The sequence below is a fragment of the Streptomyces sp. NPDC004126 genome (assembly GCF_050275515.1).
In the GTDB taxonomy this organism is placed as follows: domain Bacteria; phylum Actinomycetota; class Actinomycetes; order Streptomycetales; family Streptomycetaceae; genus Streptomyces.
In genome coordinates, this window is sequence record NZ_JBNNPF010000002.1 from 219,967 (window position 1) to 234,323 (window position 14,357).

A 14,357-nucleotide genomic window follows, 5' to 3' on the forward strand; every position below is an offset into this window, starting at 1 on the left:
GTTCGACGTGTTCCCCACGTCCACCGTTGCCCAGGAGATGCCATGGCAGACGCCGTCGTCGACACCGTTGCCTCGGTTCCCGTCGCAGTCGTCGGGGCCGGTCCGGCCGGCCTGATGCTCGCTCACCGGCTCGGGCGGGCCGGAGTCGACACGATCGTGATCGACACCCGCACCCGTCACGAGATCGCGACGACGCAGCGCGCCGGCATCCTGGAGGCCGACGCGGCCCGGGACCTGATCGAGACGGGTGTCGGCGACCGGATCCTGCGCGAGGGCCACGAACACGAGGGCACCGAGCTCCGCTTCGGCGGGCGGCCGCACCGGATCGACTTCAAGGAGCTGGTGGGCGCGTCGGTGTGGCTCTACCCGCAGACCGACGTGTTCACCGACCTGGCCGACGCGCGCGACCGCGACGGCGGCACGGTCCACTTCGGGGTGAGCGACACCGAGGTCCTCGACGTCACCACCGCTGCTCCGCGGGTCCGGTACACCGCGGCCGACGGTGCCCGGCACGAGATCCGGGCGCGGTACGTCGTGGGCGCGGACGGATCGCGCGGCATGTGCCGCAGCCTGGTCCCCGAGGACCGGCGGGTGCGGTACGGCAAGGAGTACCCGTTCGCGTGGTTCGGCATCATGGCCGAGGCGCCGGCGAGCGCACCCGAGCTGGTCTACGCCCATTCCGAGCACGGCTTCGCGCTGATCAGCCAACGGACCGAGACCGTGCAGCGGATGTACTTCCAGTGCGCCCCGGACGAGCCCGTCGACGACTGGCCGGACGACCGCGTCTGGGAGACGCTCCAGGCACGGGTGGCGGGGGAGGACGGCTTCCGCCTCGAGGAGGGCCCGATCCTCGACAAGACGGTCCTGCGGTTCCGGTCGTTCGTGCAGGAGCCGATGGGCTGGGGCTCGATGCTGCTCGCCGGAGACGCCGCCCACACCGTGCCGCCGACCGGCGCCCGCGGGCTCAACCTCGCACTGCACGACGTGAAGGTCCTGGCCGGCGTCCTCCTGCGGGCCCTCGGCACCGGGGGCGAGGCCGCCCTGGCGGAGTACGGGCCGCACGCGCTGCAGCGGATCTGGCGGGCGCAGAACTTCTCCCACTGGATGACCCGGCTGCTGCACACCCCGCCCGGCGCCTCGCCGTTCGACCTGCGGCGCCAACTCGGCGAACTCGACAACGTGGTGGGCACGCGCGCCGGCCGTGCGTATCTCGCCGAGCAGTACACGGGCTGGCCCGCCGCCTCCCGCGGCTGACCCGACGAGACCCCAGGAGACATCCCGACATGATCATCGACTGTCACGGCCACTTCACCACCGCGCCCCCGCAACTGGCCCGGTGGCGCGACCGGCAGGTCGCCGCCGCCGGATCCCCCGCGGACGCCCCCGACCCGGACGACCTCGTCATCACCGACGACGACCTCCGCCGGGCGATCGAGGACAACCAGCTGCGCCTCATGGACGAGCGCGGCAGCGACCTGACGGTCTTCTCCCCCCGGGCCAGCTTCATGGCCCACCACATCGGCGACTTCCGGGTGTCCGCGACCTGGGCACGGATCTGCAACGACCTCGTGCACCGCGTCGCCGGGCTCTACCCCGACCGCTTCGCGACGGCCGCCATGCTGCCGCAGTCCCCGGACGCCGACCCCGCCACCTGCCTGCCCGAACTGCGCCGTGCGGTCGAGGAGCTCGGCGCGGTCGCGGTCAACCTCAACCCCGATCCGTCGGGCGGCAGCTGGAGCGCGCCGCCGCTGACGGACCGGAGCTGGTACCCGCTCTACGAGGCGATGGCGGAGTACGACGTCCCGGCGATGATCCACGTCAGCACCTCGTGCAACCCGGCCTTCCACACGACCGGCGCCCACTACCTGAACGCGGACACCACGGCGTTCATGCAGCTGCTCCAGGGCGACCTGTTCGCCGACTTCCCGTCGCTGCGGTTCGTGATCCCCCACGGCGGGGGCGCGGTGCCCTACCACTGGGGCAGGTTCCGCGGCCTGGCGACGGCGCTGGGCCGGCCGGACCCCGAGACGCTCCTGGACAACGTCTTCTTCGACACCTGCGTGTACCACCAGCCCGGCATCGACCTGCTCACGCAGGTCGTCCCCAGCCGGTCCGTGCTCTTCGCCAGCGAGATGATCGGCGCCGTCCGCGCCGTCGACCCCCGCACCGGCCACCACTTCGACGACACGCGGCGGTACGTCGATGCCGCCGCGCACCTCACCGACGACGAACGGGCCGCCGTCTACTGCGGCAACGCCCTGCGCGTCTACCCCCGCCTCGCCGCCCGGCTCACCGCCTCCGGCCTCTGACCCAGGAGAAGGACCCATGGAACACACGCGGCTCGGTGTCGTTCACACCGCGATCACCCGCGCCGACCCGGAGGACGTCGCCGCGCTCTCGGCGTTCGGCGTCGCGACCGTCCACGAGGCGATGGGCCGGGTGGGGCTGATGCGCCCGTACCTGCGCCCCGCCTACACCCGGGCCCGGCTCTGCGGCACGGCGGTGACCGTGCTGCTGCAGCCCGGCGACAACTGGATGCTCCACGTCGCCGCCGAGCAGATCGAGGAGGGCGACGTGGTCGTCGCGGCCTGCACGACGGAGAGCGAGGACGGGTTCTTCGGCGAGCTGCTCGCCACCTCGTTCCGCGCCCGCGGCGGCCGGGGCCTGGTCATCGACGGCGGCGTGCGCGACGTGGCCGAACTGGAGGAGATGGACTTCCCCGTCTTCGCCCGGGCGGTCAACGCCAAGGGCACCGTCAAGGCCACCCTCGGTTCGGTCAACGTCCCGGTGGTCTGCGCCAACGCCCTGGTCAGGCCCGGGGACGTGGTCGTGGCGGACCGCGACGGCGTCGTCGTGGTGCCGCGCGAGCGCGCCGCCGAGGTCGCCGCGGCCGCGGCCCGGCGCGAGGCCGGCGAGGAGGGCAGGCGGGCACGGTTCCGCGCGGGCGAGCTCGGCCTGGACCTGTACGGCATGCGCGGCCCGCTGGCCGGGCTCGGCCTGCGCTACGAGGACTGACGATGGCGACGACACGGTACGAGAAGACCCCCGGCTGGCTGGACTGGTACGCCGCCCCGAGCCGGCCGCGGTGGCGGGTGCCCGAGGGGGCCGTCGACGCGCACTGCCACGTGTTCGGCCCGGGAGCCGCGTTCCCGTTCGCGCCCGAACGGAAGTACACCCCGTGCGACGCGTCCAAGGACCAGCTCTTCGGGCTGCGCGACCATCTGGGCTTCACCCGCAACGTCGTGGTCCAGGCGACCTGTCACGGCGCCGACAACAGCGCCCTGGTCGATGCCCTGCGGTCCTCGGGAGGACTGGCCCGGGGCGTGGCGACGGTGCGGCCGGACGTCTCGGACGCCGAGCTGCGGGAGCTGCACGAGGCCGGGGTGCGGGGCGTGCGGTTCAACTTCGTCAAACGGCTCGTCGACGCGGCTCCGCGGCAGGAGCTGCGGGACGTCGCCCGGCGGATCGCGCCCTACGGGTGGCACGTGGTCGTCTACTTCGAAGCGGCCGACCTGGCGGGCCTGCGCGACTTCTTCCTGTCGATGCCGGTTCCGCTGGTCGTCGACCACATGGGCCGGCCCGATGTCACCCGGGACCCGTACGGCCCGGAATTCGGCGCGTTCCTGGACTTCATGCGGGCCCGGCCGGACATCTGGTGCAAGGTGACCTGCCCCGAGCGGCTGTCCGTGAGCGGCCCGCCGGCTCTCGACGGCGAGCGGTCGGCGTACCGCGACGTCGTCCCGTTCGCACGCCGCGTGGTCGAGGAGTTCCCCGACCGGGTGCTGTGGGGCACGGACTGGCCGCACCCGAACCTCGCCGCCCACATGCCCGACGACGGACTGCTCGTCGACTTCGTCCCGGGCATCGCGCCGACGCCGGAGCTGCGGCAGCGGCTCCTCGTCGACAACCCGATGCGCCTGTACTGGCCGGAAGCCGGCTGACCCGTCTCACGATCGGAGCCCGACCTTGTCGCTGGACAAGACGTACAAACTGGTGCCGGGGACCACCGTCTTCGACGCCGAGCAGTCCGCCAGGGGCTATCACCTCAACCAGTTCTGCATGTCGCTGATGACGGCGGAGAACCGCGCCCTCTACCTCGCCGACGAGCGTGCCTACCTGGACGCGTGGCCGCTGCGCGAGGAGCAGAAGCGGGCCCTGCTGGACCGTGACCTCAACGCCGCGATGCGCGAGGGCGGCAACATCTACTTCCTCGCCAAGTGGGGTGCGACGCTGGGGTTCTCCTTCCAGCGGATGGCCGGTTCGATGACCGGCATGACCGAGGAGGAGTACCGGGCGATGATGGCCGGCGGCGGCCGCTCCGTCGAGGGCAACCGCATCGATCACGCCGTCCTGGAGGCGGCGCACGCCGATCGGACTCCCCCTGCCGAACACGCCGTGATCACCGGTGCGGTCTTCACCTCCCACGTGCCGGCGATCGGCGCGGCGATGGACCACGGCAAGACCGGCGAGCCCTACTGGAGGCCGGTCTTCGAGGGCTACGAGCCCTCCAGGGCCTGGGCGCGGGAGAACCTCCCGGACGTGGTCCTCCTGGTCTACAACGACCACGCGTCCGCGTTCGACCTGTCTCTGATCCCGACGTTCGTGCTCGGCACCGGCGCGGCCTTCGCCACCGCCGACGAGGGGTACGGCCCCCGCCCGGTCCCCGGTGTCGAGGGCGACCCCGATCTGGCCGCCCACATCGCGCACTCGCTGATCAGGGACGACTTCGACCTCACGCTCGCCAACGAGATGACCGTCGACCACGGCCTGACCGTCCCGCTGTCGCTGATGTTCGGGGACGTCGAGAAGTGGCCGTGCAAGGTGGTCCCGTTCCACGTCAACGTGGTGCAGTACCCCGTGCCCTCGGGCGCGCGCTGCCTCGCCCTCGGCCGGGCGCTGCGGAAGGCGATCGAGTCGTACGACCGGCCGCTGAAGGTCCAGGTGTGGGGCACCGGCGGCATGAGCCACCAGTTGCAGGGCCCGCGCGCCGGACTCATCAACCGCGAGTGGGACAACGCCTTCCTCGACCGGCTCGTCGAGGACCCGGTCGGCCTGTCGCGGGTACCGCACCTGGAATACGTCGAGGAGGCGGGCTCGGAGGGCATCGAGCTGGTGATGTGGCTGATCGCCCGCGGGGCGATGAGCGACCTCGACGGGTCGGGGGACATCGAGGTCAAGCACCGCTTTTACCACGTGCCGGCGTCCAACACCGCCGTCGGCCACCTGATAGTCGAGAACCGCACCCGGGCCCAGGAGCCCGCTGAAGGAGTGAAGTGACATGAGCGACGACCGGAGCATCCGGGTGGCCCTGGCCGGCGGTGGCGCCTTCGGCGCCAAGCACGCGGCCGCGCTCAGGCGGATCGAGGGCGTCGAGGTGGCCGCCGTCGTGAGCAGCACCCTCGAACGCGCGCAGGAGTTCGCCGCGGCGCAAGGGGTCGGCCGTGCCGTGGCCTCCCTGGACGAGGTGCTCGCGATGGACGACGTCGACGCCGTCGTCCTCGCCACCCCCACCCCGATGCACGCGGCGCAGACGCTCGCCTGCCTCGACGCGGGCAAGCACGTCCAGGTCGAGATTCCGCTGGCCGCCTCCCTCGCCGACGCCGAGGCCTGTCTGGCGGCGCAGGAGCGCACGGGGCTGGTCGCCATGGTGGGCCACACCCGGCGCTTCAACCCGAGCCACCAGTGGGTGCGGCGGCGGATCCAGGCCGGGCGGTTCAACATCCAGCAGATGGACGTGCAGACGTACTTCTTCCGCCGCACGAACCTCAACGCGCTGGGCGCTCCGCGCTCCTGGACCGACCACCTGCTGTGGCACCACGCGGCGCACACCGTCGACCTCTTCGCCTACCAGACCGGCTCGCCGATCGTGCAGGCCAACGCGGTCCAGGGCCCGGTCCACCCCGAGCTCGGCATCGCGATGGACATGTCGGTCCAGCTGCGCGCGGCGAACGGTGCCATCTGCACCCTGTCCCTGTCGTTCAACAACGACGGACCGCTCGGCACCTTCTTCCGCTACATCGGCGACTCCGGCACCTACACCGCCCGCTACGACGACCTGTTCACCGGGAAGGACGAGCCGATCGACGTCAGCGGGCTCGACGTCTCGACGGACGGCATCGAGCTGCAGGACCGCGAGTTCGTCGCCGCCATCCGCGAGGGCCGCGAACCGAACTCCTCCATCGCCCAGGTCCTGTCCTGCTACCGGACGCTGGCGGCCCTGGAGGCACAGCTCACCGCCGCCTGACATGACAGAACGGGCTCCCCGTGCCGGCCGGCACGGGGAGCCCGTTCTGTCATGTCAGGCGTAGTGGCGGTAGACGGCGTCGGCGACGCACGCCGGCTTGTCGCCGCCCTCGACCTCGACGGTGAAGGTGATCGGCATCTGCACGCCGTTGCCCTTGACCGCCTCCACCGTGCCGACGACCCCGTGGAGGCGGATCCGCGCGCCGACCCGGACGGGACTGGGGAAACGGACCTTGTCCAGGCCGTAGTTGACGCTCATCCGGGTGCCGGTGATGCCGAGCAGCTCGCCGAAGAGCGGGATGATCAGGGAGAGCGTGAGGTAGCCGTGGGCGATGGGGGCGCCGAACGGCCCGTCCTTGGCCCTCTCCGGGTCGGTGTGGATCCACTGGTGGTCGTCGGTGGCGTCGGCGAAGGTGTCCACCCGGTCCTGGGTGATGTCGAGCCACTCGGTGCGGCCGAGGTCGGCTCCGCTGAGGGAGGTGAGTGCGTCGAGGCCGTCGGCGATGGCGATGGGCATGAGGAAACCTTTCGATGGTGCGGGCGAACCGGTGGCGAAGGTGTCGCGGACGGCGGACTTGACGACCTTTCCGGAGGCCGTACGGGGCAGGCTGCCCGTGAGGACGGCCGACTTCGGGATCTTGTACTTGGCGAGCCTGCCCCGGAGGTGGCCGAGGATGTCGTCCTCGCCGGCGCGGGCCCCGGGCTTGAGGACGACGACGGCTCGGCCGACCTCGCCCCAGACCGGGTCGGGGATGCCGATGACCGCGCATTCGGCGACGGCGGGGTGGTCGAGGAGCGCGTCCTCGACCTCCGCCGGGTAGACGTTCTCGCCGCCGGAGACGTACATGTCCTTGACCCGGTCGACGATGTAGGCGTAGCCGTCGGCGTCGGTCCGGGCGATGTCGCCGGTGCGCAGCCAGTCGCCGTCGGTGAAGGCGGCGGCGGTGTCCTCGGGCCTGTTCCAGTAGCCGGTCATGACGTGGGGGCCCTGGACGAGGACCTCGCCGCGTTCGCCGGGTGCGGTGTCGCTGCCGTCGGGCCGGACGATGCGGGTGTCGGTGAAGAAGTGCGGGACGCCTGCGGAGCCGGCCTTGGCGGCCGCCTGCTCCCGGTCGAGGAAGAGGACGCCGGGGGACGCCTCGGTCATGCCGTAGCCCTGGCTGAAGGCGAGGCCGCGGTCGGTGTACGCGGCGATGGTGCGCGCCGGGACCGGTGCGCCGCCGCAGTTGAGGGTGCGCAGGCTGGAGAGGTCGGTGCGCGCCCAGCGCGGCCGGGCGGCCATGGCGTCGTACATCGTGGGGACGCCGAACAGGTAGGTGACGCGCAGGCGCTCGACGGTTTCGAGGACCAGGTCGGCGTCGAAGGCGGGGAGCAGGACCACCCGGCCGCCCTTGAGGAGGGTGGGCAGGCAGGTCATGTTGAGGGCGCCGGTGTGGAACAGCGGGGCCACGACCAGGGTGACCTCGTCCGCGGTGAGGTCGGTGTCGACGAGGACGTCGACGCTGTTCCAGAGGATGTTGCCGTGGGAGAGGACGGCTCCCTTGGGGCGGCCCGTGGTCCCGGAGGTGTACATGATCATGCACGGGTCTTCGGGGCGTACGGCCACGTCCATGGTTTCGGACGGGGTCCCGTCGGCGGCGCCGGCCGGCAGCTCCTCGTACGCGAGGGCGCCGTCACCGGGTCCGGCGGGCCCTTCGAGGGCGATCCGGTGGCGCACCCCGGCCTCGTCGGCGGCGGCGCGTGCGGCCTCGGCCTGCTCCGGGGCGTGGACGAGGACGACGCTGCCCGAGTCGGAGAGGTTGTAGGCGAGCTCCGGGGCGGCCAGGCGGGTGTTGAGGGGGACGAAGACCGCTCCGAGTGTTCCGGCGGCGAACAGCGTCTCCAGGAAGGCCGGGTGGTTGGGGCCCAGGTAGGCGATCCGGTCGCCGCTCCCGACGCCCAGGGCCCGCAGGCCGTGGGCGAGCCGCAGGACGCGGCGGTGGAGTTCCCGGTAGGTCAGGGTGCGGTCGCCGTGGACGACGGCGGTCCGGTCGGGTGTCCTGCGGGCCCGGCGCGCCGGCCAGGAGCCGATGCCTTGGTTCAGCACGAGCGTTTCCTTCAGTCGGTGGACAGGCCGAGCAGCCGGGCGGCGTTCTCCTTGAGGATCCTGGGCCGGACCTCGGGCCTGATGTCGAGTGCGGCGAAGTCGGCGAGCCACCGGTCGGGGGTGATGACCGGGTAGTCGGAGCCGAAGAGGACCTTGTCCTTGAGCAGGGTGTCGGCGTAGCGCACGAGCTGCGGCGGGAAGTACTTCGGGGACCAGCCGGACAGGTCGATGTAGACGTGCGGCTTGTGGGTGGCGACGGCGAGCGCCTCGTCCTGCCAGGGGAAGGAGGGGTGTGCGAGGACGATCCTCAGCTCGGGGAAGTCGACGGCGACGTCGTCGACCGCCATGGGGTTGGAGTACTTGAGCCGGATGCCGCCGCCGCCCGGGACGCCGGCGCCGATCCCGGTCTGGCCGGTGTGGAAGAGGGCGGGTACGCCGAGTTCCTCGATGGCCTCGTACAGCGGGTAGGCGAGGCGGTCGTCCGGGGAGAAGGCCTGGATGCTCGGGTGGAACTTGAACCCGCGCACTCCGTACTCCTCCACCAGGCGGCGGGCCTCGCGGACCCCCGCGCGGCCCTTGTGCGGGTCGATGCTGGCGAACGGGATCAGGGCGTCGGCGTGGGCGGCGCAGCTTTCGGCGATCTCCTCGTTGGAGATCCGCGGGTGGCCGGTGGCGTGCTCGGCGTCGACGGTGAAGACGACGGCCGCCATGCGGCGTTCGCGGTAGTGCGCGGCCATCTCGTCGATGGTGGGCTGCCGGTGGCCGTGGGCCTTGAAGTAGGCCTCGGAGGCTCCCAACAGCTCCGGGCCGAGGGCCCCGTGGCCGTCCTTGGAGACCTCCGCGTGGGTGTGCACGTCGATGGCGGTCAGCGCGTCGAGGTCGAACGCGGGCGCGTACGGGCGGTCGGTCATCTCACGCCTCCGGGGCCTGGGGCGCGGGGATGCCGTAGGTCTCGGGCTCGGCGCCGACGCCGTCCGGCCACCCGGCGGCGATGGCGTCGGCGCTCCAGCCCCCGTCGGCGAAGGCGACCGCCTTCTCCTTCGGGTGGGCCCACAGGGCGAGGCGGTCGCCGCCGATGCCGATCGCCTGCCCGGTCACTCCGTCGGAGGCGTCCGAGGCCAGGAAGGTGATCAGGCCGGCGACGTCCTCGACGGTGCCGAGGCCCTCGTCCTTGCGCAGCCGGTCCGGGAGCGGCTCGCCTGTGCGCTCGGACTCCTCGATGGCCGGGGCGAAGGCCGGGACGGTCCTGGTCATCTCGGTGGCGGCGACGGGCACGACGGCGTTCACGGTGATCCCGGCGCGGCCCAGCTCCATGGCCCAGGTGCGGGCCATGGCGACGATGCCGGCCTTGGCGGCGGCGTAGTTGCCCTGGCCGAAGTTGCCTCGCTGGCCGGCGGGCGAGGAGATCAGGACGAGGCGGCCCCCGGTGCCCTGCTCGCGCATGCGGACGGCGGCGGCGCGGGCGCAGGTGAACGTGCCGCGCAGGTGGACCCGTACGACGTCGTCGAAGTCCTCGTCGGTCATCTTCCACAGCACGCGGTCGCGCAGGATGCCGGCGTTGGTGACCAGTACGTCCAGGCGGCCGAACTCCCGGACAGCCGTGTCCACGAGCAGTCGGGCGGCTTCGCTGTCGCCCACGGCCGCCGCGACGCCGGCCGCGGTGCCGCCGCGGGAGGTGATCGAGGTGACGGCGGCGTCCACCGTGTCCTTGTCGACGTCGTTGACGACGACGGCGGCGCCCGCGGCGGCGAGGGCCTGGGCGTACGCCAGTCCGAGGCCGCGTCCGCTGCCGGTGACGACGGCGACCTTGCCCTGAAGATCCATGAGGGGTGCCTCTCGAAAGTGGTGGGAGGGGATGCCGAAAGCGCCGGCCGAGCCGGGATCGACAGGAATCCTGATGAACGCAGTCTGGATAATCGGCAGGATTCCTGTCAATGCCCTAGGGTGGGACCCCGCCCCGGTCACACGGCGCCGGGAGCGGCACGAGGCGCCCCGTGCGGGCCGTCACCACGGGAGGATGGACGTGAGCACGTCGCTGCTCTACCTGGTCAAGAGGACGGAGCTGGCGGTGCGCGCCCGGCTCGACGAGATGCTCAAGCCCGCCGGGATCACGGCACTGCAGTACACCGCCCTCACGGTGCTGGAGCGGCACGACGGCATCTCCGCGGCGCAGCTCGCCCGCGATTCCTTCGTCACCGCCCAGTCGATGGCCGACATGGTCCGCGCGCTGGAGGGCCGCGGACTGATCCGCCGCGAGCCCAATCCGGCCAACCGCCGCGAACGCCTCATCCTGCTCGCCGACCCCGGGCGGCGGCTGCTCGCCGAGTACGCGGAGCCGGCCCGCCGGATCGAGGAGCGCATGACGGCCGGCCTGGGCCCCGAGGAGACCGCCGCGTTCCGGGCGGCGCTGAACGAGGCCTGGCGGGCCCTGTCCTGACCGCCCGCGGAACCGGGACCCCTCAGCTCCCGGCCGCCGCCGGGAGCTTCGCCGCCGGGAGCGCCGCCGCCATGGCGCCGAGCAGCAGCTCCAGGGCGAAGGGGTACCCGCTGCCCTGCATGTCCGCGGCGAGCAGCGGGAAGGCCGCGGCGATGTGCGGGTGGGTGTCGGCCGACAGCCTGCCGTAGACCGAGTTCCAGACCGCCTCGTCCGCCTCCCGGGCGGCCTTGGGCAGGGCGAGCGCGGCGGCGTCCTGGGCGGCGAAGGCCAGGGCCTGGTCGATGAACGCGTGGTAGGCGCGGACGGCGAAGGGGGCCGGGAAGCCCGCCGCGGCGAGGATGCCGAGGATCCGCTCGACGGCCCGGGTCTCGTGGGGGCGCCCCGTCGTGCGGTACGCCCCCAGCACGGCCGCCTGCGGGTGGGACAGGTAGCAGGCGTGGATCCGCAGGCCCATCGAGCGCAGGTCCTCCCGCCAGTCCCCGGTCGCCCGCCAGCCCTCCTGCGCCCTGCCGATCAGTTCGTCCGCGAGGGCGAGGAGCAGGGCGTCGGTGTTGCGGAAGTAGCGGTAGAGCGCGCTCGGGTCGGCGCCGAGTGCGGCGCCCAGCCTCCGCACGGAGAGCGCTTCGGCGCCGTGCTGGGCGACCAGCCGCAGCGCCGTCTCGACGATGAGCTGCTCCGAGAGGACAGCACCCTGCTTGGTGGGTCTGCGGCGTCGGCGGCCGCCTTCGGGGATGACACGTTCGACTGTGACACGTTCAGACATGGCCGGGACCTTACGACAACACCATTGACGTGTAAACGGCCTTGCGGCTTCCATGGCGCCCATCCCCGTCGCCTCACGCTCTGGAGCCTTCACATGGCCAAGGCCGATCTGGTCTTCACCCGCGGCCCCGTCTTCACGGTGGACCCGGCCCGCACCCGGGCGACCTCGCTCGCCGTCATCGGCGACAGGATCGCGGCCGTCGGCCACGACGAGGTGCGCGAACTCGTGGGGCCCGGCACCGAGGTGGTCGACCTGACGGGGAAGCTGCTGCTCCCCGGCTTCCAGGACGCCCACATGCACCCGGTCTTCGCCGGGGTGGAGCTGGCCGAGTGCGACCTGACCGAGACCGTCACCGTGGACGGCTACCTGGCCCGGATCCGGGCATACGCCGACGCGCACCCCGACCGCGAGTGGATCACCGGTGGCGGCTGGTCGATGGAGAGCTTCGAGGGCGGGCTGCCGACGCGGCAGCTGCTCGACGCCGTCGTCCCGGACCGCCCGGTCCTCCTGGCCAACCGGGACCACCACGGCGCCTGGGCCAACACCCGGGCGCTCGAACTCGCCGGGATCACCGCCGCCACCCCCGACCCGGCCGACGGCCGGATCGAGCGCGAGCCGGACGGGACCCCCAGCGGCATGCTCCAGGAGGGCGCCACCTCGCTGGTCGGCCGGCTGCTGCCGAAGAGCACGCCGCAGGAGCTCCTCGCCGGGCTGCTGCGGGCCCAGAAGCTGCTGCACTCCCTCGGCATCACGGGCTGGCAGGACGCGATGCTCGGCGAACTGGGCGGCCGGCCCGATCCCTCGGACGCGTACCTGACCGCGGCGGGGGACGGCTCCCTCACGGCCCGGGTGACCGGGGCGCTGTGGTGGGACCGGGCCCGGGGCGCCGAGCAGATCCCCGAACTGGTGGCCCGGCGCGAGAAGCTGCGGGCGGGACGGTTCCGCGCGACCTCGGTGAAGATCATGCAGGACGGCGTCGCGGAGAACTTCACCGCCGCCATGACCTCCCCCTACCTGGACGGCTGCGGCTGCGCCACCGCCAACACCGGTCTGAGCTTCGTCGAGCCCGGGGCGCTGCGCGGATACGTGACGGAGCTCGACGCCCTCGGCTTCCAGGTGCACTTCCACGCCCTCGGCGACCGGGCCGTGCGCGAGGCCCTCGACGCGATCGAGTCGGCGGTGGCGGCCAACGGACACCGCGGCAACCGCCACCACCTCGCCCATCTCCAGGTCGTCCACCCCGAGGACCTCACCCGCTTCGCCGCGCTCGGCGCCCTGGCCAACATCCAGCCCCTGTGGGCGGCCCACGAGCCCCAGATGGACGAGCTGACCATCCCGTTCCTGGGTCCGGAGCGCTCCGCCTGGCAGTACCCGTTCGGCGACCTGGTGCGCGCGGGCGCGACCCTCGTCGCGGGCAGCGACTGGCCGGTGAGCAGCCCCGATCCGCTGGCGGGCCTGCACGTGGCCGTGAACCGCCGGGACCCCGAAGCCGGCCACGAGCGGATCTTCTACCCCGAGCAGCGGCTCGACCTGCCGACCGCGCTGGCCGCGTACACCGCCGGGGCCGCCCATGTGAACGGTCACGACGACGCGGGCAGCCTGCGGGTGGGCAACCTCGCCGACCTGGTCGTCCTGGACCGCGACATCCTCACGGCGCCCGCGGAGGAGATCGCCGGGGCCCGGGTGGAGCGGACCTACGTCGGCGGCCGGCTCGTGCACTCGGCCTGAGCGGACCGGACGGATGACGCCCGTACGTCGAGGCGGGTCTGGACGAGCACCCCCGACGCCTCCCGGTCGCCGTGCTCCAGGACCGCCACCAGGGTTTCGACGCCCGCCTCCGCGATCGCCTCGGGCCGCAGGCTCAGGGTGGTCACGGGCGGCTCGGTGTGCTCGGCGGTGACGTCCTCGCTCACGCAGACGAGGAGCAGGTCGCCGGGGACCTCGTAGCCGAGCCGGCGCGCCGCGTCGAGGACGAGGGGCGGACTCGCCTCGGCCACGACGAGCAGGGCGTCAGGCCGTGCTCCCGAGGCCGCCGGATCGCCCGCGAGGGCGGTCTCGACGGCGCGGATGACGGGGCCGTTGCCCGGTGCGCCGACGCGTACGGCCCGTTCCGGCACGCCGTGTTCCGCGCACCACGCGCGGTGTGCGGCGAACACCTCGGTGTGGAAGCGGGTCGTGCTGTCGGGCACCAGGAGGACGGGCCGGCGGGCGCCCTGCCCGCGGAGGTGGTCGAGGGCCCCGCGCACGGCGGCGCCGGCGTCCACGTCCACCCAGTACGCCCCGGGCCGCCCCTCGACGGAGCGGTCGCTGAACACGGGGATGCGGGCGGCGAGGAGGTCCTCGACGATCGGGTCGTCGGCGACGGGGTCGGCGACGACCACGGCGTCGAGCGACAGGTCCGCCCACTCGCTCTGCAGGGACCCGGCGGGCAGCAGGACCACGGCGTAGCCGCGTCGCAGCGACGTCGCCGCGGTGGCCGCGGTCAGCCGGGCGAAGTACGGCGACTCCAGGAAGGTCCAGGGGGCGTCGGCGAACTCCCCGACCACGTATCCGATCAGTCTGGCCCGTCCCGCGCGCAGCCGGCGCGCGGTCGCGTTGGGCCGGTAGCCCATTCTGCGCGCGGTCTCGCGGGCCTTCTCCCGGACTTCGGGAGAGAGCCTTCCGGTGCCGTTCAGTGCCGCCGAGACGGTCGTCTTGGAGAGGCCCGCCTCGCGGGCCACGTCGACGAGGCGGACGCGCGGGAGGGGCGGCGAGGGCTGCCCGCCATGCGGTGAGACGTCGGTCATGCGACTGATGCTGCCACCCTCGCGACCTTTGCAAAACCGTTC

At 72.8% G+C, this 14,357-nt stretch carries 13 protein-coding genes and 1 pseudogene; 8 read left to right on the forward strand and 6 right to left on the reverse strand.

Features of this window, described 5'->3' with window-relative positions:
- The first annotated feature begins 42 nt into the window (after positions 1–42).
- From ACQKM2_RS03510 to ACQKM2_RS03535, 6 genes are read left to right on the forward strand one after another with little or no spacing between them, the layout of a single operon-like run.
- Positions 43–1,254 (forward strand): 4-hydroxybenzoate 3-monooxygenase, encoded by a 1,212-nt coding sequence (locus ACQKM2_RS03510; protein ID WP_427706094.1) that lies wholly within the window; start codon positions 43–45, stop codon positions 1,252–1,254.
- 29 nt (positions 1,255–1,283) lie between these two features.
- Positions 1,284–2,309 (forward strand): amidohydrolase family protein, encoded by a 1,026-nt coding sequence (locus ACQKM2_RS03515; protein ID WP_427706096.1) that lies wholly within the window; start codon positions 1,284–1,286, stop codon positions 2,307–2,309.
- Positions 2,310–2,325: 16 nt separating this feature from the next.
- Positions 2,326–3,015 (forward strand): 4-carboxy-4-hydroxy-2-oxoadipate aldolase/oxaloacetate decarboxylase, encoded by a 690-nt coding sequence (ligK, locus tag ACQKM2_RS03520; RefSeq protein WP_427706098.1) that lies wholly within the window; start codon positions 2,326–2,328, stop codon positions 3,013–3,015.
- Between the two features lie 2 nt (positions 3,016–3,017).
- Positions 3,018–3,941, forward strand: coding sequence for an amidohydrolase family protein (locus tag ACQKM2_RS03525; protein ID WP_427706100.1), 924 nt, complete (start codon positions 3,018–3,020; stop codon positions 3,939–3,941).
- A 25-nt stretch (positions 3,942–3,966) separates the two neighbouring features.
- Positions 3,967–5,277: a protocatechuate 4,5-dioxygenase subunit alpha gene (gene ligA / locus ACQKM2_RS03530; protein WP_427706102.1), complete on the forward strand. Its 1,311-nt coding sequence runs from the start codon at positions 3,967–3,969 to the stop codon at positions 5,275–5,277.
- Position 5,278: 1 nt separating this feature from the next.
- Positions 5,279–6,244 (forward strand): Gfo/Idh/MocA family oxidoreductase, encoded by a 966-nt coding sequence (locus ACQKM2_RS03535; RefSeq protein ID WP_427706104.1) that lies wholly within the window; start codon positions 5,279–5,281, stop codon positions 6,242–6,244.
- 54 nt (positions 6,245–6,298) lie between these two features.
- Here ACQKM2_RS03535 and ACQKM2_RS03540 read toward each other — a convergent pair whose 3' ends face one another.
- From ACQKM2_RS03540 to ACQKM2_RS03555, 4 genes and pseudogenes are all read right to left on the reverse strand, one after another.
- Positions 6,299–6,760 (reverse strand): MaoC family dehydratase, encoded by a 462-nt coding sequence (locus ACQKM2_RS03540; protein WP_427706295.1) that lies wholly within the window; start codon positions 6,758–6,760, stop codon positions 6,299–6,301.
- A gap of 24 nt (positions 6,761–6,784) precedes the next feature.
- Positions 6,785–8,329: pseudogene (locus tag ACQKM2_RS03545) on the reverse strand (acyl-CoA synthetase); the annotation flags it as partial.
- Between the two features lie 11 nt (positions 8,330–8,340).
- Positions 8,341–9,240: an amidohydrolase family protein gene (locus ACQKM2_RS03550; protein ID WP_427706106.1), complete on the reverse strand. Its 900-nt coding sequence runs from the start codon at positions 9,238–9,240 to the stop codon at positions 8,341–8,343.
- Position 9,241: 1 nt separating this feature from the next.
- The gene (locus ACQKM2_RS03555; RefSeq protein ID WP_427706108.1) at positions 9,242–10,153 is read right to left on the reverse strand and encodes an SDR family oxidoreductase; all 912 of its coding nucleotides are present in this window, start codon (positions 10,151–10,153) and stop codon (positions 9,242–9,244) included.
- Positions 10,154–10,346: 193 nt separating this feature from the next.
- Between ACQKM2_RS03555 and ACQKM2_RS03560 the strand changes: the two genes are divergently transcribed.
- Complete coding sequence (locus tag ACQKM2_RS03560; RefSeq protein ID WP_427706110.1) at positions 10,347–10,766, forward strand: MarR family winged helix-turn-helix transcriptional regulator; 420 nt, start codon at positions 10,347–10,349, stop codon at positions 10,764–10,766.
- Positions 10,767–10,788: 22 nt separating this feature from the next.
- On the opposite strand, the gene ACQKM2_RS03565 is transcribed toward ACQKM2_RS03560, so the two are convergent.
- Positions 10,789–11,529: a TetR/AcrR family transcriptional regulator gene (locus ACQKM2_RS03565; protein ID WP_427706112.1), complete on the reverse strand. Its 741-nt coding sequence runs from the start codon at positions 11,527–11,529 to the stop codon at positions 10,789–10,791.
- Positions 11,530–11,622: 93 nt separating this feature from the next.
- Here ACQKM2_RS03565 and ACQKM2_RS03570 point away from each other — a divergent pair, with 93 nt between their 5' ends.
- A complete protein-coding gene (locus ACQKM2_RS03570; protein ID WP_427706114.1) occupies positions 11,623–13,257 on the forward strand; it encodes an amidohydrolase in 1,635 nt (544 codons plus the stop codon).
- Here ACQKM2_RS03570 and ACQKM2_RS03575 read toward each other — a convergent pair.
- On the reverse strand, positions 13,224–14,315 hold the full coding sequence (locus tag ACQKM2_RS03575; RefSeq protein WP_427706116.1) for a LacI family DNA-binding transcriptional regulator: 1,092 nt from the start codon (positions 14,313–14,315) through the stop codon (positions 13,224–13,226). The two genes, ACQKM2_RS03570 and ACQKM2_RS03575, sit on opposite strands and share 34 nt — an antisense overlap.
- Between the last annotated feature and the right edge of the window lie 42 nt (positions 14,316–14,357).

Bases quoted from the DNA above. Each gene is read 5' to 3' on its own strand.
- ACQKM2_RS03510 (WP_427706094.1), top strand. From the start codon at position 43: ATGGCAGACGCCGTCGTCGACACCGTTGCCTCGGTTCCCGTCGCAGTC.
- ACQKM2_RS03515 (WP_427706096.1), top strand. From the start codon at position 1,284: ATGATCATCGACTGTCACGGCCACTTCACCACCGCGCCCCCGCAACTG.
- ligK (WP_427706098.1), top strand. From the start codon at position 2,326: ATGGAACACACGCGGCTCGGTGTCGTTCACACCGCGATCACCCGCGCC.
- ACQKM2_RS03525 (WP_427706100.1), top strand. From the start codon at position 3,018: ATGGCGACGACACGGTACGAGAAGACCCCCGGCTGGCTGGACTGGTAC.
- ACQKM2_RS03535 (WP_427706104.1), top strand. From the start codon at position 5,279: ATGAGCGACGACCGGAGCATCCGGGTGGCCCTGGCCGGCGGTGGCGCC.
- ACQKM2_RS03540 (WP_427706295.1), bottom strand. From the start codon at position 6,760: ATGCCCATCGCCATCGCCGACGGCCTCGACGCACTCACCTCCCTCAGC.
- ACQKM2_RS03550 (WP_427706106.1), bottom strand. From the start codon at position 9,240: ATGACCGACCGCCCGTACGCGCCCGCGTTCGACCTCGACGCGCTGACC.
- ACQKM2_RS03555 (WP_427706108.1), bottom strand. From the start codon at position 10,153: ATGGATCTTCAGGGCAAGGTCGCCGTCGTCACCGGCAGCGGACGCGGC.
- ACQKM2_RS03560 (WP_427706110.1), top strand. From the start codon at position 10,347: ATGGACGTGAGCACGTCGCTGCTCTACCTGGTCAAGAGGACGGAGCTG.
- ACQKM2_RS03565 (WP_427706112.1), bottom strand. From the start codon at position 11,529: ATGTCTGAACGTGTCACAGTCGAACGTGTCATCCCCGAAGGCGGCCGC.
- ACQKM2_RS03570 (WP_427706114.1), top strand. From the start codon at position 11,623: ATGGCCAAGGCCGATCTGGTCTTCACCCGCGGCCCCGTCTTCACGGTG.
- ACQKM2_RS03575 (WP_427706116.1), bottom strand. From the start codon at position 14,315: ATGACCGACGTCTCACCGCATGGCGGGCAGCCCTCGCCGCCCCTCCCG.